We start from the raw sequence: 23,450 nt of genomic DNA on the forward strand, positions 1-23,450 counted from the left end.
AAACCAAAGCTACCTTTCGCTGCTTTGGCGGCGCTGGGCAACCCACTCTTTCAGCGCGGCATCAATGCGCGCTTGCCAGCCGGGGCCGGTAGTGCGAAAATACTCCAAGACATCACGGCTGTAACGAACGGTGACGGGTTCTTTCGTCGGTCTCTTTTGAGCCCCCCGCTGCCCCGGCTTTCGTTTCGGAAATACCGCCAAAAGATCCTGCGGCAACACCTCAGCAGCAGGTCGAAAAAGCTTCATATCTTCCTTGGTCAATTCCCGAACTTCCCCAGATTTATCGGTCAGCGGTTTCATCTTCATAATTATCCAGTCAGCATCAAAAACTCTGCGGCGGGAATCAGAAAACAGTTGTCAGGGAATGCTTCTGCTCTGTCCAGATCGCGGACGATCTGATAGCAGGGGAGGTTCAGCAGCCGACCAAAATGCCGGATAGCCGGGGTGATCTCCCGCCCGCCTTCTTTTGCCTCGAAAAGGGCCAGTGGCTTGTTGTCCTTAACCAGCACGAAATCGACTTCCCGTTTCGCCGTGTCGCGGATGTACATGACCTCGAAAATTCCGAGGCCCGTTTCCGTGAAGCGTGCAGCCATTCTCATGAGACTGACCGCTATGAAGTTCTCAAAACGGGGTCCCGCCTCCTGCAGCATTGACCAGTCGTAGAAGTATAGTTTGGGTTCCTTCTTCAGCGAGCGCTGGATCTGCCTGTGCCAGGGCCTGATCGTGAATACCAGATACACCTCCTTTAGAATCTCGAGCCAATTGAGAACCGTGCTGTGGTGGCAATTCAAATCCTCCCGCAGGGAATTGACACTCAGGGGCGCCCCGATCTTTGAGGGGAGGAGCTCGACCAGATGTTCGAGTCCCCGGATATCGGCGATGCGAGTCAGGTCGCGGACATCCTCCTTGGTCAGAAGAGTCTTGTAATCGGTCTGCCAGCGGCGGTGAAACTTCGGCGACGCCTTCAGGAAAGGTTCCGGAAAACCGCCCAAACGGATCAATTCATCCAAGGCCTCCCGGGGTTTGTCTGTATCGACCTTTCTGACCTCCCGCAGCAGACCGTCGCCATTTTCAAGGAGCAGATCGTCGGCCAGAACGAAGGAAAAATCTACCGTCGCCTCGGCCAGCCCCAAAGGGAACATCCGGTACGAAAAGTATCGGCCCACCAGCGAATCTCCCGACTTTCGATACATTCCCAGACGCGAACTTCCGGTGACCAGAAGCTGGATCTTCTCCCTGTTGGAATCGTAAAATCCTTTGAGAATATCCCGCCAGTTTTTCTGCTTGTGGATTTCGTCGAACACAATCGGAACGGGTTCGCTTTTGTATCGTTCCTCGACGATGTTTTTGAAAAAGAGCGGATTTCTGCGGTATTCCGCAATGATGGCAGGATCATCCCAGTTGAAATACATATCACTGCATCCGGCGGAGCTGAGCCAGTTTCGGGCAAAGGTCGTCTTGCCTACCTGCCGGGGGCCGGTCAGGAAGATCATCTTGTCCGCCGTCATTTCGGGATCGAACAGGTATCTCGCCACCAAACGTTCCATGGTGATAAAATTTCATACATGCGAAATAAAATCAAGATATATTTTCATGGTTGCGGAAAAATATCCCGATCTTAAAACCGTGGATGCCGTTCAGATTGCTGCGGCGTTCGTATGAGAAATCCTGGCATATATCCTCGCAACACGTCACTTAAATAAGTCTGAATGTGTCCCGGTTCGTATCAGGAATAAAGTGTTTTCATCATATTTGTAAATTAGCAGCCAATCTGATTCAATATGGCAATCTCTACAACCATAATAATTTCCTGCCAATTTATGGTCCTGATATATTGAATCCAATTTTTCTCCGTGCCCAAGAGAACGTATTACGGATTTAAGCTTTTCCATGTCCTTGCCTCTTCTAAGTTGTCTTTCAATGTCTTTCTCAAAAGCGGTACTGGCATGGATTAGCTTCATCATCAAATACCGAGATGCGTGAATAGTTCTTCTGTATTTTCGAATTGTTTTCCGCCGCCAGCTTCAATTTCTTTCATGGCTGACATGGTTTCGGCATTGGGAATATTTATTTCAAAAGGCAAACCGTGATGAAGTTCTACTTGCTTGAAGAACAGCGTGATTGCTTGCGTAGTTGACAGGCCTAAAAGATCAAAATATTTCTCCGCGCTTGTCTTTAATTCCGGTTCAATACGGGCGCGAACCATAGCGCTTTTTATTTTAGCCGCTGTTTTATTCATGATTTTATTTCCCCCTGTGGCAGAAATGTAGCACATACGGGGTACACCGTCAAATATTTCTTCAACTTCAATTGACACAACCGCCGACACTGAATATACTACCAACGATTTAAACGCTGAGGGGAAGAGGATGCCGGAAGAGACTTTTGGTCGGCCCGAGGAAGATGTGGAAACCGGGCAGGAGGTGCAGGAACCCAAAATGTACCGGGTGCTCCTCCACAACGACGATTATACGACGATGGATTTTGTGGTGGAGATTCTCATTGCCGTTTTCCACAAGCCGGCGGCCGAGGCGACCCGGATCATGCTCGACGTGCATAAGAAAGGGACGGGCGTCTGCGGTGTTTATACCTACGATATATCCAGAACGCGGGTGGCAATGGTTCATAAGTTGGCCAGAAAGCGGGAGTTTCCGCTGAAGTGTTCCCTTGATGAGGTCTGAGCGTTTTTATAGAAATTGGCGGGACGCGCTTTGCCGCGTCCGGGGCGGTTGTCTGAAGGGGAAACCATCATAAATCAACAAATTATGCATGCATTTTTTGGTGCAAGGAGTATTCTTAGATGAAAATAAGTGAAAGCCTCAACCGGATAATCATGGCCGCCTACGCCGAGGCGAATGTCCGAAGGCATGATTTCATAACGCCGGAGCACCTTCTTTACGCCTCTCTTTTTTTTGACGAGGGCAAAGAGATCATCGCCGGCTGCGGCGGGGATCCATCCCGCCTGCGCAAGCTGATCGAAAAGCACCTCGAAGAGACCGGTTCCGTGACAGGGGCGATGAACCGGGCGGCCCAGTCCGTCGGGTTTCAGAACGTCCTGGAGCGGGCCGCCTGGCATACCACATCCGCGCAGAAAGAGATGCTGGATCTGGGCGACGTGCTGGTTTCCATCCTTGAGGAAAGGGAATCCCACGCCTCCTACTTTCTGCAGCGGGAGGGGATAAGCCGTCTATCCATCCTTGAATATATCTCCCACGGCATTGCCTCGCCTGCGGGGGCGGAGGAAACGCGACGAGGGGGCGCTGGATCTCAGCCAGGGGAAAATGCCCAGGAGGACAGGGAAAAGCAGAACAAGTTCCTTCGCTCTTTCACGACGGAACTGGTGGCAAAGGCCCGGGCCGGCGAGATGGATCCGCTGGTCGGCAGGGAAGAGGTCCTGCAGCGGACAATCCAGGTTCTCTGCCGGCGCTTCAAGAACAATCCGGTGCACGTCGGCGAACCGGGAGTCGGAAAAACGGCGATCACCGAGGGGCTGGCCCAGCTTGTCGCAAGCGGGATGGTTCCCCAGAAACTTAAAAATGTGGAAATATATTCGCTTGATATGGGATCGGTTCTGGCGGGCACCCGTTTTCGCGGTGATTTCGAAGAGCGCCTGAAACGCATCCTCGCCGAGCTGCAGAAAAAGGAAAACGCTGTCCTCTTTATCGATGAAATCCATAATATTATCGGCGCCGGGGCGGTTTCCAGCGGTTCGCTCGACGCCTCCAACATCCTGAAGCCGGCCCTCGTTTCGGGAAAACTGCGCTGCATCGGTTCGACCACCTACGACGAATACCGGAAATATTTCGAAAAAGACGGCGCCCTGTCGCGGCGCTTCCAGAAGGTTGAGGTCCCGGAACCCTCGGTCGAGGAGACGGTGCGGATACTGGAGGGAATCCGGCAGCGGTATGAGACATACCACCAGGTCTCTTACACGGAGGATGCCCTCCGGATGGCCGCCGAGCTTTCCGGCCGGTATATCAGCGATCGCCGTCTGCCGGACAAGGCGATCGATGTGATCGACGAGGCGGGCGCCCTGATCTCGATGAACTTTCAGGAGGCCGAAAAGGCGGCTGAAGCCGCGGCAATCGGCGTCGAGGAGATTGAAAAGGTTGTCGCCCGCATCGCCCGAATACCCGAGCGGACGGTTTCCTCCACGGAGGTGGAAAAACTTCGCGATCTCGAAGGTGAGTTGAAGGCCCGGGTTTTTGGGCAGGATGAGGCGGTGACCCGGGTTGTGGAGTCAATCAAGCGGGCGCGGGCGGGTTTCCGCGAGCCTGATAAGCCGGTTGCTTCGCTGCTCTTTGTGGGACCGACCGGGGTCGGGAAGACCGAACTGGCCCGCCAGCTTGCCTCAATCCTCGGTTTGCCGCTCTTGCGTTTCGACATGGGCGAGTATCAGGAAAAGCACGCCGTCGCGAAATTCGTCGGGGCCCCTCCCGGATATGTCGGCTATGAAGAGGGCGGGCTCCTTACCGAATCCATTCGCAAGAACCCGCACGCCGTTCTGCTTCTCGACGAGATCGAGAAGGCGCATGAGGACGTCTTCAACTCGCTGCTTTCGATCATGGACTACGCAACCCTGACCGACAACAACGGGAAAAAGGCCGATTTCAGGAATGTCGTTCTCTTGATGACCTCGAACGCCGGCGCGCGGGAGATCGGCCGGCAGACGATCGGCTTCGAGGGGCAGCCGATCCAGCGCAATGCCGTTTATAAGGCCCTCGAGCGCACCTTTTCGCCGGAATTCCGCAACCGCCTGGATGCCGTCGTCAACTTCAACGCCCTGAATGATGAGATTGTCCTGCGAATTGTCAAAAAGGCCATCGCCGAATTCTCCGGGCAGCTTGTCGCCAAAAAGGTGCTGTTCACGGTTAGCGACGAATGCTATGCCTGGCTTGCCCGTCGGGGTTATTCCGCGGAGTTCGGGGCGAGGGAGATAGCGCGGCTGGTCCAGGAGAAGATCAAGGGGTTCTTTGTAGAAGAGGTGCTTTTCGGCAGCCTGCGCGAGGGCGGCGAAGCCGTTGCGACGATTGAAAAAGATGATGTCGTAATCAGGGTAACCCATGCCGGTATATCTCCTGACCGATGAGCCTCTCTTCCCTCCGGTGGAACTCGCTGACCCGGAGGGGCTACTGGCCGTAGGCGGCGATTTGTCGCCCCAGCGGCTTCTTGCCGCTTATCATGCGGGCATTTTCCCCTGGTACAGCGAAGGCGAGCCGCTCCTCTGGTGGTCGCCGGATCCCCGTTTTGTCCTTTTCCCGGAAGAACTGCACGTTTCCCGGAGCATGAGGCAGTTTCTGAAAAAGGGCGTCGTTACGATAACCTTTGACCAGGCGTTCAAGGAGGTGATCTTCGCCTGTGGCAGCCTGCCGCGTCCCGGGCAGGACGGAACCTGGATCACCACGGAAATCATTGATTCCTATAACAATCTCCACAAACTCGGTTTTGCCCACTCCGTCGAGGCCTGGGACAGCGAAAAACTGGTCGGAGGCCTCTACGGCGTATCGCTGGGCCGCGTGTTTTTCGGCGAATCGATGTTTTCGGCAATCCCGAACGCCTCAAAGGCTGCCTTGATCGCGCTTGTTTCTTTTCTGCGCGAGCGGGGGTTTGACCTCATCGATTGTCAGATGGAAACCAGACACCTGGGAAGTCTGGGGGGCCGCCTTGTTTCCCGGGCAGAATTCTGCCGTATGCTGCAAGCTTCTCTGCGGCATGAGACTTTGCAAAAAAACTGGGGAGAAAGCGAAGCTTGATGTTCATAAAGCACGGCATCCTCCGCAGAAGAGGGCAACGTCGCGGGCGTTTTTTCCCCGGAACTTGACTTATTAATTCAGATGGTTTTATATGAGCCACGGAACAACAAAGAGACGCGTCAGCGGACCTGACGCGGGAGCGATGTCCGGGGCTGTTGCACTTCTTAGGCGGGGAGGGACTAAATGGGCGAGGGAATATGCGATTACACCAGGTTTATGGTTGATTTACGGCGTCACATGTGGTTGGAAGGCGTGGAAACAGAGTTGCGCCGGCTTATCTGGCAGATTGCCGTTACCGGAAAGTACATCTCAGCCAAAATCCATGAGTCCAACAGAAAACTGGCCGGGTTCCAGAACCTCTACGGGGAGGAGCAGCTTTCTCTCGACAGGAGCGCGGATGAAATTCTCAAGATTCAGCTTCAGTACTCAGGCTTTGTCAGGGAGTACGCCTCCGAGGAGCAGAACAGCGTCATTCCGATAGGCGGCAAGGGAACGGAGCAGTATTTCGTCACGGCCGATCCGCTGGACGGCTCTTCCTTGGTCGATACCAACCTCGCAATTGGCACCATCATCGGCATCCACAAGGAATCGATGTTTGCCTGCGGCAAGGATACGATGGTGGCGGCGCTGTACATAACCTACGGTCCGCTGATTACGATGGTATATTCAGCCGGCAACGGAACCCATGAGTTTGTCCTCAACCGGGAAGGCGAATACGTACTTTCCCAGGCAAATATCAGGATGAAGGAAAAGGGTTCCATCTACAGCCCCGGCGGGATCAGGCGGGATTGTGAAGAGGGTCATGTCAAATATCTGGAATATCTGGAGGCCGAAGGGTACAAACTGCGCTACAGTGGTGGATTTGTCCCCGACATCAATCAGATACTGATAAAAAAGGGAGGGGTGTTCACCTACCCGGCCCTGAAAAAAAACCCCCGTGGCAAACTGCGGATGCTCTTTGAACTTCAGCCGCTGGCCTTCATTGTTGAACAGGCCGGAGGGAGCGCCACCAATGGCCATGAGGATATCCTCTCGCTGAGGATTGATGATCTCGATCAGCGCTGTCCTGTTTACATCGGCAGCCGCTTCGAGGTTGCCAAGGCGAAGGAATTCCTGACCGCATAATTTCAGGGCAAAAAAACTAACGGATTTTTGCACCGACTGCCGGATTTTTGTCGAAGCCCACCAGGGTGAGTCCGCCTTCCGCCGCGTCCGTTGCCAGAAGCATCCCGTGCGATTCCACCCCCATCAGTTTCGCCGGTTTCAGATTGGCGACGACGATGATGGTTTTGCCGACGAGTTCTTCCGGCTGGTAATCCTTGCCCATGCCCGCGACGATCTGCCTCTCGCCGTCGATTTCCACAATCAGCCGGATGAGCTTGTTGGATTTCGGGACGGCCTCCGCCTTGAGCACCTTGGCCGTCCGCAGATCAATTTTTTCGAACTCCTCATAGGTGATTTCCGGTTTGATGGCCGGCGGCGCGGCTTTGGTTTTGACAGGGGCGACTTCCTGTTTTGCCGCTGCGGTCTTGATTTCCACCCGGGGAAAGAGGGCGCCTCCCGGTTTAAGCAGGTTACCGGCTTTAAGGCCGCCCCAGCTCCGGATTGTTGCAAAATTTTCGGTGGCAGGCTCGGCAATGCCAAGCTGTTCCATGATCCGGGTTGCCGAACCGGGCATGAACGGGGAAACAAGGACAGCGACTATTCTCAGCGATTCCAGCAGGTTGTAGATGATGGTCTCCAGCCGTTTTTGCAGCGCCGGCTCCTTGGCCATCACCCAGGGCTCCTGCTCGACGATGTATTTGTTGGCGACGCCGATGAATTCCCAGATGGCGATCAGCGCCTTATGGAAGCTAAGTTCGGAGAAGCAGATATCCATATTTTCGATTGTGTGCAGGGCCGTTTCCCGCAAAAGAACGTCCTGGGCCGCTTCTTCCGTGGCAGGCGGGACTTCTCCATTCGTGTATTTTACCGCCATCGTCAGAGTCCGGCTGACGAGGTTTCCCAGGTCGTTGGCCAGATCGGAGTTGATCCGCCCGACTAAGGCCTCCTCGCTGAAGCTTGAGTCCAGCCCGAAGACCATGTCGCGAAGCAGAAAATAGCGGAATTGATCGAGACCGTACTTGTCCTTCAAATCTAGGGGCTTGACGACGTTCCCCACGCTTTTGGACATCTTGCCGCTGTCCACGTTCCAGTAGCCGTGCACGTTCAGATGACTGTAAGGCTCGATCCCGGCGGCCTTCAGCATGGTCGGCCAGTAAATTCCGTGGGGTTTGAGAATGTCTTTCGCGATCAGATGCTCCGCCACCGGCCAGAATTCGCGAAACTTTTCGCCGGCCGGGTAGCCCAGCGACGTTACGTAGTTGATCAGCGCGTCGTACCAGACGTAGGTTACGTAGTTTTCATCAAAGGGGAGCGTGATCCCCCAGGTGAGGCGGCTTTTCGGCCGGGAGATGCAAAGGTCCTCCAACGGGTCGCGCAGAAAGGCAAGCACTTCGTTCTTGTAGCGCTCCGGGCGGATAAAGTCGGGGTGCGTCTCAATGTGGCGGATCAGCCATTCCTGATAATTGCCCATCCGGAAGAAATAGTTGCTTTCCTTGCGCACTTCGGGGGCTGTCTGGTGGTCCGGGCATTTTCCGTTCACCAGTTCCGTTTCCCGGTAGAAGCGCTCGCAGCCGACGCAATACAGCCCCTCGTACTCGCCGAAATAGATGTCGCCCGCCGCATGCACCTTCTGCAGAATCGCCTGGACTGTCCGGATGTGGTTTGGGTCGGTCGTTCTTATGAAATAGTCGTTTGTTATATCCATAAGCGGCCAGAGGGAGCTGAACTGGGCGCTGATCCGGTCGGCGTATTCCTTGGGGGTAATCCCCGCCTCTTTTGCCGCCTCCGCAATCTTGTCGCCATGTTCGTCGGTGCCGGTTGTAAAGAAGGTGCGGACGCCCCGGAGGCGGTGGTAGCGGGCCATGACATCGGCGACAACGGTGGTGTAGGCGTGCCCGATGTGGGGCGAGGCGTTTACATAGTAGATCGGCGTGGTGATGTAAAAGGCGCTTTTCATAAATTCCTTCCTGAATTCATCTTTCATACAATAATCTTGACATCATGGGCCTTGTAAGTCATTTCTTTTCGGTCTTCCAGCATAACGACGACCTCTGACCGCAGGATATTCTGGCGGATTACCTTGCCCTGGCCATCGGCCGTCTGGACCATCTTTCCGGGTTTCGGCATCTCTTTTTTCAGACCGACGTAAGCGTCGTATTCGAATGCCAGGCAGCACATCAGCCGTCCGCAGAGGCCGGAGATTTTTTCGGGGTTGAGGGACATGTTCTGCTCTTTTGCCATCTTGACCGAAACACGGTCCATGTTGTGCAGGAAGCTCCCGCAACACACCTCCCGGCCGCAGATCCCCAGACCTTTTACGATCTTTGTCTCCTGCCGGGCGCCGATCTGTTTCAGCTCAATGCGGGTCCGGAATTTCTGCAGCAGATCCTTGACCAGATCCCGAAAATCGACCCGGCTTTCCGAGGCGAACGAGAAGACCATTTTGCTTTTGTCGAAGAGGCATTCCACCTCCACGAGCTTCATGGGGAGCCTCTTCTCGGAGATTCTGCCGGCGCAGTACCTCATGGCCTCTTTTTCCAACTTGCTGTTTTCCGCTCTTATTTGCAAATCTTCATCGGTTGCCGAACGCAGCACCTTTTTCAGATTATTCAAGCACCGGGAAGCGGAAAGGGTCTTTACGGCGTCAGCCACCATGCCAATCGCCGGGCCGTTGTCCGTGTCAACCAGAACGAGGTCGTCCCGCTGCAACTGCAGCTCTCCCGAATCGAAGCTGTATATCTTTCCCTCTTTTTTGAACTTAACGCCGATGATGGTTTTCAATGAGATTCACCTGAACTCTTAATCATTTTCATCCTTCTTTGTGACGGCAAGCCGCCATGAGTGCTTATCTGCTATGCGAGCCTAACCAGCATGGCCTCCAAAGTCAAGGTTTTGTTGGAATTTCTGGAGATGGCGTCCATGGCGCGTCCCACAACCGCCATATTTTTGAGAATCTCCCGTCCCGACAGGCGAGCGGCCAGGGCTGAAATAGCCGCCTCCCAGTCCTTGAACAGGAGCATTTCGCTTTCGCCTGTTTCTTTCAGGATCAGCGAGTCCCGATAGGCGTTTTGCATTATCTGGAGCCGTTGGGTTATCTCTTCCCGCTCTGTTCCCAAACGTCGGGCGAAGGCGAGCCTTTTTATCAGGTCTGCCGGGTCATCCTCGGCCAGTCGCTTCAATATTCCGTTGCGGACGGTCATGTAATCTTCCTTCTTCATCTCGATGGCGTCGCCGATGCTCCCGAGCGAGGCCGCGGCAATTGCATCCGCCTCGGCCTCGCCGAATCCCTGTTGTTCACGAAGGAAGCTGGCCACCTCTGTCTTCTGCAGCGGGGCAAAGCGCAAGGCTTGACAGCGGGAGAGGATCGTAACCGGCAGGGCGTGCGGTCGGGCGGAAGTCAGGATCAGGACGTTATCCGCCGAAGGCTCTTCCAATGTCTTGAGCAGGGCGTTTGCCGCCGGGGCGTTCATTTTATCGGCGTCCTGCAGGATAAAAACCCGTTTGCCATCTTCCGGACGAAAGGCCATCGTGGCCATTATTTCTCTTACCGCAGCAATTTTTATGAACTGGCCTTCAGCGACAATCTCAATAATATTGGGATGATTTTTATGCTCGGCCTTCAGGCAGGAGGGACAGACGTCGCAGGGGGGATCCGCGGCGGGGCAGTTGAGGGCCCGCGCGAACACCGAGGCAACCGTTTTCTTTCCGACCCCTTCTTTCCCGTAAAAAAGATAGGCGTGGGCGACCCTGTTTGCCGCCATGGCGCTCTTCAGGATCGCGAGTGGTTTTTTATGTCCGTATATCTGCTGGAATCTCAAATATCTTACCCTGTTGACATATGGAGGGGCGCGGCATGCCTTGCCCCTACTGATTTGTGCCGAGCAATGCCGTCAGCAGACGGCGAACCTCCCGCTGGATTTCCTCCGGAGTTCCGGACGCATTGACAAGCCGGAAGCGCTCAGGCGCCGCTTCGGCAAGCTGCAGATAACCATCCCTTACCCGTTGGTGGAAGTTCGTCTCTTCCTGTTCGAAACGATCCTCCGCGCTGTCGGGGGCGCTCCCCGCCGCCCGCGTCCGGGCCCGCCGCAGGCCGGCTTCGACCGGCAAATCGAACAGCAGGGTAAGCTCCGGTTCCAGACTGCGCGACGAAAACTCGTTTAACCATCGGATTAATTCGGTATTTATCCCCCGTCCGAATCCCTGATAGGCCACGGTCGCATCCGTATAGCGATCGCACAGAACCCATTTTCCGTCGTTCAACGCCGGAATAATCGTTTCTGCCACATGCTGGGCGCGGGCTGCCGCAAACAGCAGCAGTTCCGCCTCGGCGCCGATATTCCAGGAGCGGCGGTTCAGCAACAGCTCGCGGATCTTCACACCAAGGGGCGTACCGCCCGGTTCGGCAGTGGCGAGGACAGGCAGGCCCCGACTGCGCAGCCACGCCTCGGCGAGTCGTAACTGCGTGGTCTTGCCGCATCCCTCTATGCCGTCGAATGTGATAAATCTATTCACTCCAGCCGCCTGAAATCACGATGATATTTATCTATGTTAAAAAAAGAGGCGGGGAAAGGCCGCGACAGGCATTGGCAGCGGCGCTTTCCCCTATTTTTTGTTCAAACCTGTAAAAACTGACTTGCCGGAACTACTCTGCCGGTTTGATCGCTTCCACAGGGCACTGTTCTGCGCATGTTCCACAGTCCGTGCAGAGCTTGGCGTCGATTACATACCTATCGTCGCCCTCGCTGATTGCCTCTACCGGACATACACTCTGACATGATCCACAGGAAATGCACTCATCGGTAATAAAATGCGCCATTTTTCTAATCCTCCTTCAATAGTTTTAATTTGACTGCAATCAGACGAACCGGGAAACCCGTTTCGCTTTCCTAAGCTGAAACCACGGCTGTGACTTCGGGGATCTCCTTCTTAAGGAACTGCTCCACGCCGTTTTTCAACGTCATCTGTGCCATTGGGCAGCCATGGCAGGCGCCGGTCAGACGCACCTTGACAACCCCCTTTTCGTCCACATCCACGAACTCAATATCTCCGCCGTCAGCCTGAAGAGACGGCCGTATCTTGTCAATGGCCTTTTTAACTTTGTCCTGCATGGTCTTTCTCCTAATTGAAATCTTTTAATTTGCCCCAGCTTAATGAGGCATCCGGTCCGTCATTTCCCGGATGAGCCCTCTGGCCATATTCTCCAGCTCGGGCTTGACGATCAGATACTCGCTTACCCGGCTATGCGCCGCACTCCATAGAATTTTACCGGTTTTTGCCTCGACCATCGTTATGCTGAGCCCCACTTTTGCCGCTTTTTTGTCGTCCACGATGGTATAATTCCAGGAGTCAACGCGGTTAACCAAAAAAGCCTCGGTTCCGGTCAAATTCCCAATCCTGCTGCTGAGTTCAGGGTCGGAGAATTTTACCTTTGTCAGTTTTTCCAGGTATCCCGACACTGCCCCCCGGAGTTCCTCATCTTTTCGAAGCCGCTCCGCGAAGCCCTCTCCCCCAAGGACCCCTTCGAACCAGTGCCGTTCGGTCAATGCCTCGGTAAAAAGACGATCAACGCTTCCCGCTGCCTCGGGAAAGGCGGCTACATCAGCGGGCAGAACGACGATTTTCCGGGGATGGAAATCCTTGGCATCCGGAGAAATTTCGGAATAACGGAGCCCCCCGCAGCCCGACAAGCCGAGGAATAAAAAAATGATTGTAAAGATTTTAATCCTTCTCACATTATTCTCCAGTTCACCGGGTCAGAGCGCCTGTTGCCAGAAGCCAGAGCAAAGAGCTTATCCCGGCGACAACATAACCGCTTTCCAGAAATCCCTCCAACACGACCCCGGAAAACGCCGACCTTCTATCATATAGTTTGAAACAAATCCACATATAAAAAATGGCGATCAACTGGAAAAAACCGAGCGTTGCCGACCAGCCGGCAACGGCGGAAAGGGGCAGCAGAACAAAGAGAAAAAGGCAGATTGTCTTGAGAATGACGAGCGTTTTCTTCTCGCCGAGCAAAACGGGCAGCGTCTCCTGGCCGATCAGACGGTCACGCTGGATGTCGAGGATGTCCGACATCGCCGAGCGGATAAAAACGATGCCTGCCGTGAAGATAAACGAGACCCAGAGGCCGGCGTGCAGCAGGGAGCCATCCTCAAGCCGGGGGAGCAGGGCGGCGGCTATCGCCCAGGCGAAGGCGGTGGAGATGTTCTTCGAGCCAGGAATGTCCCGGAGGCTTTTAAAGCGGAAGCCAAACGGCAGGAATCTCATATTGTAAAGGATGCCGAGCAGGGAGATTGTAAAAAGGACAAGGAAAGACTTTTTTCCGGCGGTGAAGGCGAGAAAAAGCGCGACGATGATTGCACAGGCCGCGAGCGTCAGATAGCGTTGTTCATGAATAAGGTATGACTCCTCGCGGAAGGAGCTGATGCTGCTCGTCTTTCTATTGATGAAGCGGTTCAGCACGTGCATGGAGTAAACGTAAAAAGAGGCGGTAAAAATGGGGAGGGGGGCAATCGGCAGCCCCTGGAGGAGCATTGCGGTAAGCGACAGGAACCCCGCGCCAATCGCCGAGTAGATATCCGCACGCACCGCAAAGACCCAAATCTTGAAGAGACGATGGAGCATTTCCTCCCGCTTTCCCATCCGGCTGTTCAGATGGTCAACGACGCGGTCGATTATCCAGTTGGGGGTTGAGGCGCCGGCTGATACGCCGATCTGCCGGTACGGCTCCAGATCGATGCCATGCAATTCATCGGCGGTTTCTATATGGAAAGCAGGCTTGTTCTTGAGGATTGCGAGCTCCGCCAGACGTCTTGTATTGGCGCTGTTTTTTCCTCCGACGACGAAAACGGCGTCGGACTCCGCGGCGAGCGATTCGATCTCGGTCTGACGTTTTTCGGTTGAGTCGCAGATCGTGTTGAAAATGACCGCATCGGGAAAACGCGCCGTCACTTTTTCCACCATCTCATTATAGACATTGAGACTCTGCGTTGTCTGGGCTACCACGCATACCTTGTCAAAGGCCGGCAGCGCATCAACGTCATCGGGAGACCCGATTATCACCCCTGCATCGCCGGCAAAACCAAGCAGGCCGTTTACCTCCGGATGTTCCCGGTCGCCGGCGATCAGAACCGTAAAGCCCTTGGAAGCGTGTTTGCGGATGATCATCTGCACCCGGGTTACCTTCGGACAGGTGGCGTCAATGATCTTGAACCCTTTATCTTCCAGTTTTTCCCTCTCCCGGGGCGGGATGCCGTGGGCGCGGATAACGACTGACGCCCCCTCCGGAACAGTTTCCAGCTCTTCGGGTCGCCTGAGCGGGATAATCCCCCTTTCCCGCAGCAGCTCAATGGTCTGGGGGTTGTGAATCAGCGGGCCATACGTGTAGATGGTTGCGTGTCCCTGCTGGCTTGCCATCTCGAGGACCATCTCGACCGCCCGCTTGACCCCCATGCAGAACCCGGCAGTTTTTGCCAGTTTGATGCCCATTGTTTAATGTCCTTTGTGAAAAGCGGTTAACAGTTCACGGTTAACAGTTCACGGTTACCGGTTTCCGGTTGACGTTTCACGGTTTTTTCAACCGGAAACCGTCAACCGTCAACTGGAAACCCTTTTTTAAATAGAGAAAAAATTCCCTGTTTCCCGCCGGGCCTGTTATCGGGGAGTCGCAACGTCCCAAAACTTCGAGCCCGATTCCGCGGCAAAAGGCTTCCAGCTCCGCCAGGGTGCGTTCGTGAAGGAGCGGGTCCCGAACGACGCCCTTTTCCCCGACCTCTCCCCGGGCGACCTCGAACTGCGGCTTGACGAGACAGATCAAGAACGCCCCGTTTTTTATCATCCCGAGTACCGACGGGATGACAGTCCGCAGCGAGATGAAGGAGGCATCGATCACGGCCAGACTTATGTCGTCCCCAATTGCCGAACTATCATAATTGCGGATGTTTGTCCGTTCGATATTGACGACGCGGGGGTCGCTCCTAAGCTTCCAGGCGAGCTGCCCGTAGCCGACATCCACCGCATAAACCTTTTTTGCCCCCGCCTGGAGCAGGCAGTCGGTAAAGCCGCCGGTGGAGGCGCCGACGTCAAGGGCGACGAGACCCTGGACGGAAAATCCGAAAGCCTGGAGGGCGCCGTTCAGTTTTATCCCGCCCCGGCTCACATAAAGGTTGGCGTCGCCCCGGAGGCGGATATTTACGTCAGCCGGAAACAGGCCGCCTGCCTTATCGGCTACCTGGTCATTGGCCAGGACTGCTCCGGAGAGGATCAGCGCCTGGGCATGCTTGAGGTCGCAGGCAAGTTCCCTTTGGAGAAGCAGGCTGTCGAGGCGAATTTTAGGACTTTTTTTCATCTGAAAATATAACTCTACTGAGGTAATTGCAAAACTCCCCATTCTGTCATTCCCGCAACGATTCTGAGCGGGAATCTGGTTCTAACGGCTTGAAAAACCATATTATGAACATTAAGCTTCGCCTTCCCGATAGAGGCATTCGGGAATGACAAATGGTTTTGCAATTACCTCTACTTGTTGAAAATATTGCATTCAACTTCCCTCCCCTTCAAGGGGAGGGAAAGGGTGGGGATGGGTTCGCCCCTCAATTTTCATTCCCCTTTGCGATGGCAGGCCGTCAGGAGAGTTTCATTTTTAGCTTCAGACGCTCGGGCATGGCGCTTATGCCATCATCTTGCGCGCTGCGGCGGCAATGCCTTCCGCATCGAGCCCGAACATGCGTCGCAGCTCCCGCACGGGGCCATGCGGCGCAAATTCATCCGGTACGCCGAGGCGGGTGACCGTTACCCCGCTTGCGCCGTTATCCGCCAGCAGTTCCAAAACGGCGCTTCCGAAGCCGCCCATCAGGGCGTTTTCCTCTACTGTTATGAATTTTTTAATCTTTTTAGCCGTTTCTATCAGCAGTTCCTCATCGAGCGGCTTAACGAACCGGGCGTTTATCACCAGAGTCGGGATTCCCTCCGCCTGAAGAATGCGGGCGGCCGTCACGGCCGGATGAACGCAGGCGCCGATTGCGATTATGGCCAGTTCTGCCCCCTTTTGGTCAAAGACGATCTCGCCTTTGCCGATCGGCAGGGTTTGCGGCGCCTCGTCGAGTATTGCTCCCACCCCTGCGCCCCGGGGGTAGCGGAGCGAGACGGGCAGGTCGCACTCCACTGCCGTTTTCAGCATGTGCTGCAGCTCATTTTCATCCTTGGGCGCCATCACGATCAGGTTGGGAACGGCCCGGAGAAAGGAAAAATCGAACATTCCGTGATGCGTCGGCCCGTCCTCGCCGACAAAGCCGCCGCGGTCCATCGCGATTACTACATGCAGTTTTTGCAGGCAGATATCGTGGATTACCTGATCATAAGCCCGCTGCATAAAGGTGGAGTAGATCGCCACTACCGGAACGAGTCCCTGCGTGGCGAGGCCGGCGGCAAAGGTCGCGCCATGCTGTTCGGCTATGCCCACATCGTAAAAACGTTCCGGAAACTGCTTGCCAAAGGCGTCGAGGCCTGTTCCTTCAGGCATCGCCGCCGTAATTGCCACGAGACGCGGGTTGTCCTGCGCGAGTTTCACCAGGGTTTTGCCGAACACCTTGGTATAGGAGGCAGGGGTCGGGGGGCCGCTTTCCGCGAGGTTCTTGCCGGTCTGGAGGTCGAAAGGCGCAATACCGTGAAACCGGGAGGGATTATCTTCTGCGAACTTGTAACCCTTTCCCTTCTTCGTTACGACGTGAACCAGCACAGGACCTTCCAGCTCCTTCACGTTTTGCAGGTTCCGGATCAGATGATCGAGGCGGTTTCCCTCCAGGGGGCCGATGTAGGTGAACCCCAGCTCCTCGAAAATTGCCCCGGGAACGAAAAAGGTTTTCAGCGATTCCTCAACCTGGCGGGAGAACTTCAGCATCTGTTCGCCGATTCCGGGGATCGATTTTAAAAAGGTTTTCATCTCCGTGCGGAGTTTGTTAACCGTCTGTCCGGTCATGACCCGGTTGAGATACGAAGACAGGGCGCCGACATTGGGCGAGATGGACATCTCGTTGTCGTTGAGGATGATGATCAAATTCTTGTGCCGGTCGCCCGCCCAGTTCAGCCCTTCAAAGGACATCCCGGTGGACATTGCCCCGTCGCCGATGACGGCGATGACCAGGAAATCCTCTTTCTTCAGGCAGCGCGCCTCCGCCATGCCCGCCGCTGCCGAGATGGATGTACCGCTGTGCCCGACATCGAAGGTGTCGTAGGGGCTCTCCGCCCGCTTCGGGAAGCCGCTCAGCCCATTTAACTGCCGGAGCGTCTCGAAACGCTCTCTGCGCCCGGTGATGATCTTGTGGGCGTAGGTTTGATGACCGACGTCCCAGACGAGCAGATCGCGGGGGGTGTTGAAAACGTAGTGAAGGGCGAGCGTCAGCTCAACCACTCCGAGGGAGGGGGCGAGGTGCCCGCCTCGCCGGGAGACGGTGTCCAGCATCTTTTCCCGGATCTCCTGCGCCAAAATGATAAGTTCGGGAAGAGAGAGTTTTCTGATATCCGCGGGACTGTTTATCTCTGAGAGAATGGCGTATCGTTCTTTTTCCGTCATTTTTTATGATTTCCTGTCCAGTATGTACTTGGCTATGGCCCGCAGCGGCGTCGCCCTGTCGCCAAAGTCATCAATTAGTGAAATCGCTTCCCTCACAAGTTCGGCAGCCCGGGTGCGCGAGACGTCTATTCCCAGAAGCTGCGGAAAGGTGACCTTCCCGAGCTCCGCGTCGCTCCCCGTTTTTTTACCCATAAGCTGCGAATCTCCCTCAACATTCAGGATATCGTCGGCGATTTGAAAGGCGAGCCCGATCCTCTCCCCGTAGGCGGAAAGGGCAGCGAGGGCGCTTTTGTCGGCTCCGGCAAGAATGGCCCCTGCCCTCAGTGAGACGCGCAGCATCGCGCCGGTTTTGTGCCGGTGGATTGTGCAGAGGCTCTCCAGATCGCCCTTTTTCCCTTCCGCGCGGACATCGAGCGCCTGCCCCCCCACCATTCCCCGATAGCCGGCCGCCTCGGCGATCTCGCAGGCAACAGTCAAAAGCCGCTCCGGGGGTGTTTTCGGCATTTTCTCCCGATCTGTCAAGAGATGAAACGCCTCCGTCAGAAGGGCGTCGCCGGCGAGCACCGCCATATCCTCGCCGAAGACCTTGTGCGAGGTTAATTTCCCCCGGCGGTAGTCGTCGTTGTCCATTTCCGGCAGATCATCGTGGATTAGCGAATAGGTGTGGATCATCTCCAGCGCGCAGGCAGCCGGCAGAACCTCTTCTCCCCTTGCGCCGCTGGCCTCCGCGGCGGCTAAGCAGAGCACAGGTCGGATTCTCTTGCCGCCGGCAAGCAGGCTGTAGCGGGCGGCGGCGCAGATCGTTTTGTACTCCGCCGCTTCCTCGGAAAAATAAACGCAGAGGGCATTATCTATAAGTTTTCTTTGCCTTTCGAGGTAATCGGGCAGGTAAAATTCAGGGTTCACTTTCAGCTCCGACAAAGGGCGCGGTTGTGAGTTTTTCCCCCTCCTGCAGCAGAATTTCCACCTTCCGCTGCGCTTCATCCAGTGTTTTTGCGCAGTTGCGGGAAAGCTTGATCCCCTCTTCAAAGGCGGCGAGGGATTCCTCCAGCGTCATCTCCCCCGTTTCCATCCGGCGGACAATCTCTTCGAGTTTCGCCAGCATTACCTCAAATTTTTCTTTGGACATAAAATCTCCTCAAATCCTTAATATTCAGCATGATAATAAAATCTGTCATTCCCGAGGTTGTAATCGGGAATATGGTGTCGGTTTTAAAACCGTATCCGTCCCCGAATGCCGTTATCCCCGATAAGAACCTTCGGGGACGGATAGAGACACTCGGGGATGACAATCTTTTTTAAGTGATGAATAGTTACCTCAAATCCTTAATATTCATGGTCTTTCCAGTTTTTTTACAGGCTGGTAATTTTCGCGCTCAGTTTACCCTCCGCAATGAGGATTTCAATTTCCTGCCCGATTGCGGCGTCTGCTGTCCGACGGATGATGCGGCCGTCCGGCAGGCGGCGGGCGATGCTGTACCCCCGCTTCAGCACGGCCAGCGGGTTCAGCGACGCAAGTACGGCGGAGGTCCCTGCCGCGTGATTTTTTCGCAAGGAAAACAACTTTTCCCAGGCTGCCTGCAGGGCGCGGCCCCTGTCGTTCAAAACAGCTCGATTTCCTTCGATAATTGAGCATGGATTCTGAAAATTCAGGCGGAGGGCCAATCCGGCCAGCTCCTTGCGCTGCATTTCCCGCTGGCGAAGGGCGGCAAGTTTGATCCGTTCGCTGTAATCATCGAGGGCCAACAGCGCATCGGCAAGCCGTCTTCGCGGATCCCGGAGCCTTTGCTGAAGGGAGGCTGCGGACGCCTGGCGCTTGGCCATCTGCTGGCGGAAGCGCTGCGCCAGACTGCCGCGGAGCCTCTCGACGCTGTCGAGCAGCTCGTCGCGCCGGGGGACGGCCAGTTCCGCCGCCGCTGAAGGAGTCGCCGCGCGCAGGTCGGCCGCGAAGTCGGCAATCGTGAAATCCGTTTCATGTCCTATCGCCGAGATAACCGGGATCCGGGAGGCGGCAATCGTCCGGGCCACCCTTTCGTCGTTGAACGGGGCAAGATCCTCCAGCGACCCGCCGCCCCGGGCGAGAATGATCACGTCAACATCCCCGAATGTATGCAAATAGCCAAAAGCCTTTATTATTTCCGCCGGCGCCTCGCTTCCCTGAACGCGCACCGGGGCGATCAAAATATCGATAGAGGAAAAGCGCCGGCGGGTGACCGTCAGGATATCCCGGATAACGGCGCCGGAAGGGGAGGTGATTACCCCGATCTTTCCCGGCAGAAACGGCAGCGGTTTTTTCCGTCCGGCCTCGAAAAGCCCCTCGACGGCAAGGCGGGCCTTAAGCTGTTCAAAGGCCTTCTGGAGCGCACCCAGTCCGCGCGGTTCCACGGTTTCGACGATGAGCTGGTACTCACCCCGAGGCGGATAGACCGTAACCCGCGCCAGACAGACAATGCTCATCCCCTCTTCGACGGCAAATTCCGACAAGCCGCTTTTTCGGGCGCCGTAGGGATTTTTGAAGATCACCGCCCGGATCTGGCTTTTCGCGTCCTTGAGCGTGAAATAGACGTGTCCGGAGGGTGGCCGCCGCAGATTGGACACCTCGCCTTCGACCCGCACAAAGGACAGCTCCTCTTCCAGGAGGCTCTTGATCCGGTCGTTTAACGCCGAAACGCTAATAATTTCTGATAAATATCCCGTATTCACGGGCTGAAGCTATCAGATAATGCCGTCCGTGACAAGGCCGAATTTCAGCAGGGTTAAAGATTAACAATGATTAAGTCAAGAAATTCGTGCCCAGCGAAAAAAAGTGTTGACAGGCCGAACGGAATCCTCTAATAGACCGCTTCCCGCCGGAGACGTTTTCTGGAAAGCGGTACAGGCGGATAATAAGAGGCGATCAGGATATCAGCAAGATGAAAACGACAGCGCAAAGAGCAAACATTATCGAGACGAACATTCTGCCCGGCATTTTGGGCCTCGCTCTCCTTTGCCTTTCATACAGGGCCAGCCGTCCGTCGTTTTTAGGTAATCCGTAAAACAATTAGTAAGCGAGAAACCTGAAGGCCATGGGCGGCAAAGCCCATGGCCTTTTTTATTTTGTCTGAAAGGAGACAGTCATGGAGGAAAAAATGGAGAAGGTATTAATTTTCGATACAACCCTGAGGGACGGCGAGCAGTCGCCGGGGGCCAGCATGAATCCGGAGGAGAAGCTCCGGATCGCCCGTCAGTTGGAGCGGATGGGGACGGATATCATCGAGGCCGGCTTCCCCGTTGCCTCGGAGGGCGACTTTGCCTCGGTGCAGCAGATTGCCCGGGAGATCAGGGGCTGTCAGATCGCGGCCTTGGCCCGGGCCAACAAGGACGACATCGACCGCGCCTGGCAATCCGTTGCCGAGGCGGCCAACCCCCGCATCCATACATTTATTTCCTCCTCCGACATCCATCTTCAGTACCAGCTCAAGAAGTCCCGCAGCCAGGTGCTCGAGGAGGCGATCGCCGCCGTCGCCCATGCCCACACCCTGACGGCCAACGTGGAATTCTCGCCGATGGACGCCACCCGCAGCGACCGGGACTATCTCTGTCAGATGGTCGAGGCAGTCATCGCCGCGGGGGCGACAACGGTGAACATCCCCGACACGGTCGGTTACGCCATCCCCGATGAGTTCGGGGCGCTCATCGCCCTGCTCTTTAAGCGGGTGCCGAACATCGGTCAGGCGGTAATCTCCGTTCACTGCCATAACGATCTGGGGCTGGCTGCGGCCAACACGCTGGCCGCCGTGCAAAACGGCGCGCGCCAGGTGGAGTGCACGATCAACGGGATCGGCGAGCGGGCGGGCAACTGCGCCCTGGAGGAGGTTGTCATGGCGCTCAAAACCCGCAAGGATCTCTTCGGCCTTTACACGGGGATCAAAAGCGAATACATCCACCAGGCCTCGCTGCTGTTGACGCAGATCACCGGCGTTCCCGTCCAGCCGAACAAGGCAATCGTCGGGGCCAACGCCTTTGCCCATGAATCGGGAATCCACCAGGATGGGATGATCAAGGAGAAAATCACCTACGAGATCATGACCCCCCAGTCTGTTGGCATTTCGGAAAGCAGCATGGTGCTGGGGAAGCACTCGGGCCGCCACGCCATCGCCAAGCGCCTCAAGGAGATTGGTTACGATCTGGCCGGGGCGGAGCTCAACCGGGTCTTTGTCCGCTTCAAGGAGCTGGCCGACGTGAAAAAGGCGATCTTTGACGAGGACCTCGAGGCGATCGTTTACGAAGAGACCTCCCGGCAGGAGGAAAAATACCGCTTTGTTTACCTGAACGTGGTCAGCGGCTCCCAGACGGTGGCCACGGCGACGATGCAGATGGAAGTGGACGGGAAGATGGTTCAGGACGCCGGATTTGGCGTCGGGCCGGTGGATGCGATTTTTACGGCGATCCGCAAGATCACGCAAACCGACTACCCGCTTTTGAAATACGCGGTGAACGCCATAACCGGGGGGGCGGACGCCCAGGGCGAGGCCACGGTTCAGCTCAAATTCGACGGCCGTTCCGCCGTGGGCCGGGGGGCTCATCCCGACGTGCTGGTTGCCTCGGCCAAGGCCTATATCAACGCGCTGAACCGTCTTGTCTGGTTGAGCAAGGATCTCCGCAAGGTTCCGGTTGTATAAAAGGGAAATATTTAGTATTAAAACACCCAGAAGGACCAAATAATTGAAGGAGAGAAACGCTATGGGAATGACGATTTCGGAAAAGATACTCAGCCGGCATGCGGGGCTTGACGCTGTTAGCCCCGGGATGCTGATCAACGCGAAGGTGGATATCGCCCACGGCAACGACATTACGGCCCCGATCGCCATCGACGCCTTCCGCAAGGCAGGGGGGAAAAAGGTCTTTGACCGCACGCGGGTCGTTCTGATCCCCGACCACTTCAGTCCTAACAAGGATATTGACTCGGCGGAGCAGTGCAAGATGATGCGCGACTTTGCCCATGAGCAGGAGCTGGTCCATTACTACGAGGTGGGCGAGGCGGGCGTCGAGCACGCCCTGCTGCCCGAGAAGGGGATCGTCGTTCCCGGCGACCTGACCGTCGGCGCCGACAGCCACACCTGCACTTATGGGGCGCTGGGGGCCTTTTCCACCGGCGTGGGCAGCACGGACCTCGCCGCCGCGATGATGACCGGCGAGCTCTGGTTCAAGGTTCCCGAGACGATGAAGTTCGTTTACCACGGCAGGCTTAACCCCTGGGTGGGCGGCAAGGACCTGATCCTCTACACCATCGGCCTGATCGGCGTGGATGGGGCCATCTACCGGGCCATGGAGTTTACCGGAGAAACGATCGCACAACTGACGATGGCCGACCGGTTCACCATGTCGAACATGGCCATCGAGGCGGGGGGCAAGGCCGGGATCTTTATCCCCGATGCGGTAACCGAGGCCTATGTGGAGGGGCGGGCGCTCCGTCCCTACACCTTCTACACCTCCGATCCCGACGCGGTTTACCACTCGGTCATCGACATCGACGTCGCGAAGATCGAGCCCCAGGTCTCCTTTCCCCACCTGCCCTCCAACGCCCGGGGGATCAGCGCTGTGGGCGACGTGAAGATTGACCAGTCGGTCATCGGCTCCTGCACCAACGGCCGGATCGAGGACCTGCGCATTGCGGCCGGGGTTCTCAAGGGGCGGCGCATTGCCCCCGGCTACCGGCTGATCGTCATCCCCGCCACGCCCGCCGTTTACCGCCAGGCGCTGCAGGAGGGGCTCTTCGACATCTTTCTCGACGCCGGCGGCGTGATCAGCCCGCCCACCTGCGGCCCCTGCCTGGGCGGCTACATGGGGATCCTGGCCAAGGGGGAGCGGTGCGTCTCGACGACGAACCGCAACTTTGTGGGGCGGATGGGGCACAAGGGCAGCGAGGTTTACCTTGCCGGGCCGGCTGTGGCCGCGGCGACGGCGGTACTGGGCAAGCTCGCCGGACCCGACCAGTTGAAATAGCAGTCAACTACACCGGGGAGAAAATCCCCATCCGA

Annotated in this window: 23 protein-coding genes; 6 read left to right on the forward strand and 17 right to left on the reverse strand. The window is 56.2% G+C overall.

What is annotated here, in order from left to right; all coding sequences use genetic code 11:
• Window positions 1-9 precede the first annotated feature (9 nt).
• The 4 genes from M0P74_10195 to M0P74_10210 all read right to left on the reverse strand — a co-directional run bounded on the left by M0P74_10195 (window position 10) and on the right by M0P74_10210 (window position 2,239).
• Window positions 10-306, reverse strand: coding sequence for a BrnA antitoxin family protein (locus tag M0P74_10195; protein ID MCK9363950.1), 297 nt, complete (start codon window positions 304-306; stop codon window positions 10-12).
• A 2-nt stretch (window positions 307-308) separates the two neighbouring features.
• Window positions 309-1,547: an ATP-binding protein gene (locus M0P74_10200; GenBank protein ID MCK9363951.1), complete on the reverse strand. Its 1,239-nt coding sequence runs from the start codon at window positions 1,545-1,547 to the stop codon at window positions 309-311.
• A 144-nt stretch (window positions 1,548-1,691) separates the two neighbouring features.
• Entirely contained in the window at window positions 1,692-1,892 is a 201-nt protein-coding gene (locus tag M0P74_10205) for a type II toxin-antitoxin system YafQ family toxin (protein MCK9363952.1), read from the reverse strand.
• 71 nt (window positions 1,893-1,963) lie between these two features.
• Window positions 1,964-2,239, reverse strand: a complete 276-nt coding sequence (locus M0P74_10210) for a type II toxin-antitoxin system RelB/DinJ family antitoxin (GenBank protein MCK9363953.1) — start codon at window positions 2,237-2,239, stop codon at window positions 1,964-1,966.
• 130 nt (window positions 2,240-2,369) lie between these two features.
• On the opposite strand from M0P74_10210, the gene clpS reads away from it, so the two are divergent.
• From clpS to M0P74_10230, 4 genes are all read left to right on the forward strand, one after another.
• Entirely contained in the window at window positions 2,370-2,681 is a 312-nt protein-coding gene (clpS, locus tag M0P74_10215; protein MCK9363954.1) for an ATP-dependent Clp protease adapter ClpS, read from the forward strand.
• Between the two features lie 119 nt (window positions 2,682-2,800).
• Complete coding sequence (gene clpA / locus M0P74_10220) at window positions 2,801-5,089, forward strand: ATP-dependent Clp protease ATP-binding subunit ClpA (GenBank protein MCK9363955.1); 2,289 nt, start codon at window positions 2,801-2,803, stop codon at window positions 5,087-5,089.
• Window positions 5,064-5,753 carry a leucyl/phenylalanyl-tRNA--protein transferase gene (aat, locus tag M0P74_10225; protein MCK9363956.1) on the forward strand — a complete coding sequence of 230 codons (690 nt, stop codon included), beginning with the start codon at window positions 5,064-5,066 and terminating at the stop codon, window positions 5,751-5,753. The genes clpA and aat overlap by 26 nt, the downstream gene beginning before the upstream one ends.
• A gap of 183 nt (window positions 5,754-5,936) precedes the next feature.
• Window positions 5,937-6,878: a fructose-1,6-bisphosphatase gene (locus tag M0P74_10230; GenBank protein MCK9363957.1), complete on the forward strand. Its 942-nt coding sequence runs from the start codon at window positions 5,937-5,939 to the stop codon at window positions 6,876-6,878.
• Window positions 6,879-6,894: 16 nt separating this feature from the next.
• Here M0P74_10230 and metG read toward each other — a convergent pair whose 3' ends face one another.
• The 13 genes from metG to xseA form a co-directional block, all read right to left on the reverse strand.
• Window positions 6,895-8,814: a methionine--tRNA ligase gene (gene metG / locus M0P74_10235; protein MCK9363958.1), complete on the reverse strand. Its 1,920-nt coding sequence runs from the start codon at window positions 8,812-8,814 to the stop codon at window positions 6,895-6,897.
• Between the two features lie 23 nt (window positions 8,815-8,837).
• Window positions 8,838-9,638 (reverse strand): stage 0 sporulation protein, encoded by an 801-nt coding sequence (locus M0P74_10240; protein ID MCK9363959.1) that lies wholly within the window; start codon window positions 9,636-9,638, stop codon window positions 8,838-8,840.
• Window positions 9,639-9,709: 71 nt separating this feature from the next.
• The gene (holB, locus tag M0P74_10245; GenBank protein ID MCK9363960.1) at window positions 9,710-10,675 is read right to left on the reverse strand and encodes a DNA polymerase III subunit delta'; all 966 of its coding nucleotides are present in this window, start codon (window positions 10,673-10,675) and stop codon (window positions 9,710-9,712) included.
• Between the two features lie 46 nt (window positions 10,676-10,721).
• The gene (gene tmk / locus M0P74_10250) at window positions 10,722-11,369 is read right to left on the reverse strand and encodes a dTMP kinase (GenBank protein MCK9363961.1); all 648 of its coding nucleotides are present in this window, start codon (window positions 11,367-11,369) and stop codon (window positions 10,722-10,724) included.
• A gap of 130 nt (window positions 11,370-11,499) precedes the next feature.
• Window positions 11,500-11,673, reverse strand: coding sequence for a 4Fe-4S binding protein (locus tag M0P74_10255; GenBank protein MCK9363962.1), 174 nt, complete (start codon window positions 11,671-11,673; stop codon window positions 11,500-11,502).
• Window positions 11,674-11,743: 70 nt separating this feature from the next.
• Window positions 11,744-11,965, reverse strand: coding sequence for a NifU family protein (locus M0P74_10260; protein MCK9363963.1), 222 nt, complete (start codon window positions 11,963-11,965; stop codon window positions 11,744-11,746).
• A gap of 39 nt (window positions 11,966-12,004) precedes the next feature.
• Window positions 12,005-12,589 (reverse strand): hypothetical protein, encoded by a 585-nt coding sequence (locus tag M0P74_10265; GenBank protein MCK9363964.1) that lies wholly within the window; start codon window positions 12,587-12,589, stop codon window positions 12,005-12,007.
• 13 nt (window positions 12,590-12,602) lie between these two features.
• On the reverse strand, window positions 12,603-14,348 hold the full coding sequence (ispH, locus tag M0P74_10270; protein MCK9363965.1) for a 4-hydroxy-3-methylbut-2-enyl diphosphate reductase: 1,746 nt from the start codon (window positions 14,346-14,348) through the stop codon (window positions 12,603-12,605).
• 76 nt (window positions 14,349-14,424) lie between these two features.
• Window positions 14,425-15,207: a TlyA family RNA methyltransferase gene (locus M0P74_10275; GenBank protein MCK9363966.1), complete on the reverse strand. Its 783-nt coding sequence runs from the start codon at window positions 15,205-15,207 to the stop codon at window positions 14,425-14,427.
• A gap of 321 nt (window positions 15,208-15,528) precedes the next feature.
• Window positions 15,529-17,430, reverse strand: coding sequence for a 1-deoxy-D-xylulose-5-phosphate synthase (gene dxs / locus M0P74_10280; GenBank protein MCK9363967.1), 1,902 nt, complete (start codon window positions 17,428-17,430; stop codon window positions 15,529-15,531).
• A gap of 3 nt (window positions 17,431-17,433) precedes the next feature.
• Window positions 17,434-18,336 carry a polyprenyl synthetase family protein gene (locus tag M0P74_10285; GenBank protein ID MCK9363968.1) on the reverse strand — a complete coding sequence of 301 codons (903 nt, stop codon included), beginning with the start codon at window positions 18,334-18,336 and terminating at the stop codon, window positions 17,434-17,436.
• Window positions 18,326-18,559 carry an exodeoxyribonuclease VII small subunit gene (locus tag M0P74_10290; GenBank protein MCK9363969.1) on the reverse strand — a complete coding sequence of 78 codons (234 nt, stop codon included), beginning with the start codon at window positions 18,557-18,559 and terminating at the stop codon, window positions 18,326-18,328. The genes M0P74_10285 and M0P74_10290 overlap by 11 nt, the downstream gene beginning before the upstream one ends.
• A gap of 224 nt (window positions 18,560-18,783) precedes the next feature.
• Window positions 18,784-20,133: an exodeoxyribonuclease VII large subunit gene (gene xseA / locus M0P74_10295; GenBank protein ID MCK9363970.1), complete on the reverse strand. Its 1,350-nt coding sequence runs from the start codon at window positions 20,131-20,133 to the stop codon at window positions 18,784-18,786.
• 425 nt (window positions 20,134-20,558) lie between these two features.
• Between xseA and M0P74_10300 the strand changes: the two genes are divergently transcribed.
• Complete coding sequence (locus tag M0P74_10300) at window positions 20,559-22,091, forward strand: 2-isopropylmalate synthase (GenBank protein ID MCK9363971.1); 1,533 nt, start codon at window positions 20,559-20,561, stop codon at window positions 22,089-22,091.
• Window positions 22,092-22,134: 43 nt separating this feature from the next.
• Window positions 22,135-23,415 carry a 3-isopropylmalate dehydratase large subunit gene (gene leuC, locus M0P74_10305; protein ID MCK9363972.1) on the forward strand — a complete coding sequence of 427 codons (1,281 nt, stop codon included), beginning with the start codon at window positions 22,135-22,137 and terminating at the stop codon, window positions 23,413-23,415.
• The last annotated feature ends 35 nt before the right edge of the window (window positions 23,416-23,450 follow it).

It is taken from the genome of Syntrophales bacterium (genome assembly GCA_023229765.1).
In the GTDB taxonomy this organism is placed as follows: domain Bacteria; phylum Desulfobacterota; class Syntrophia; order Syntrophales; family UBA5619; genus DYTH01.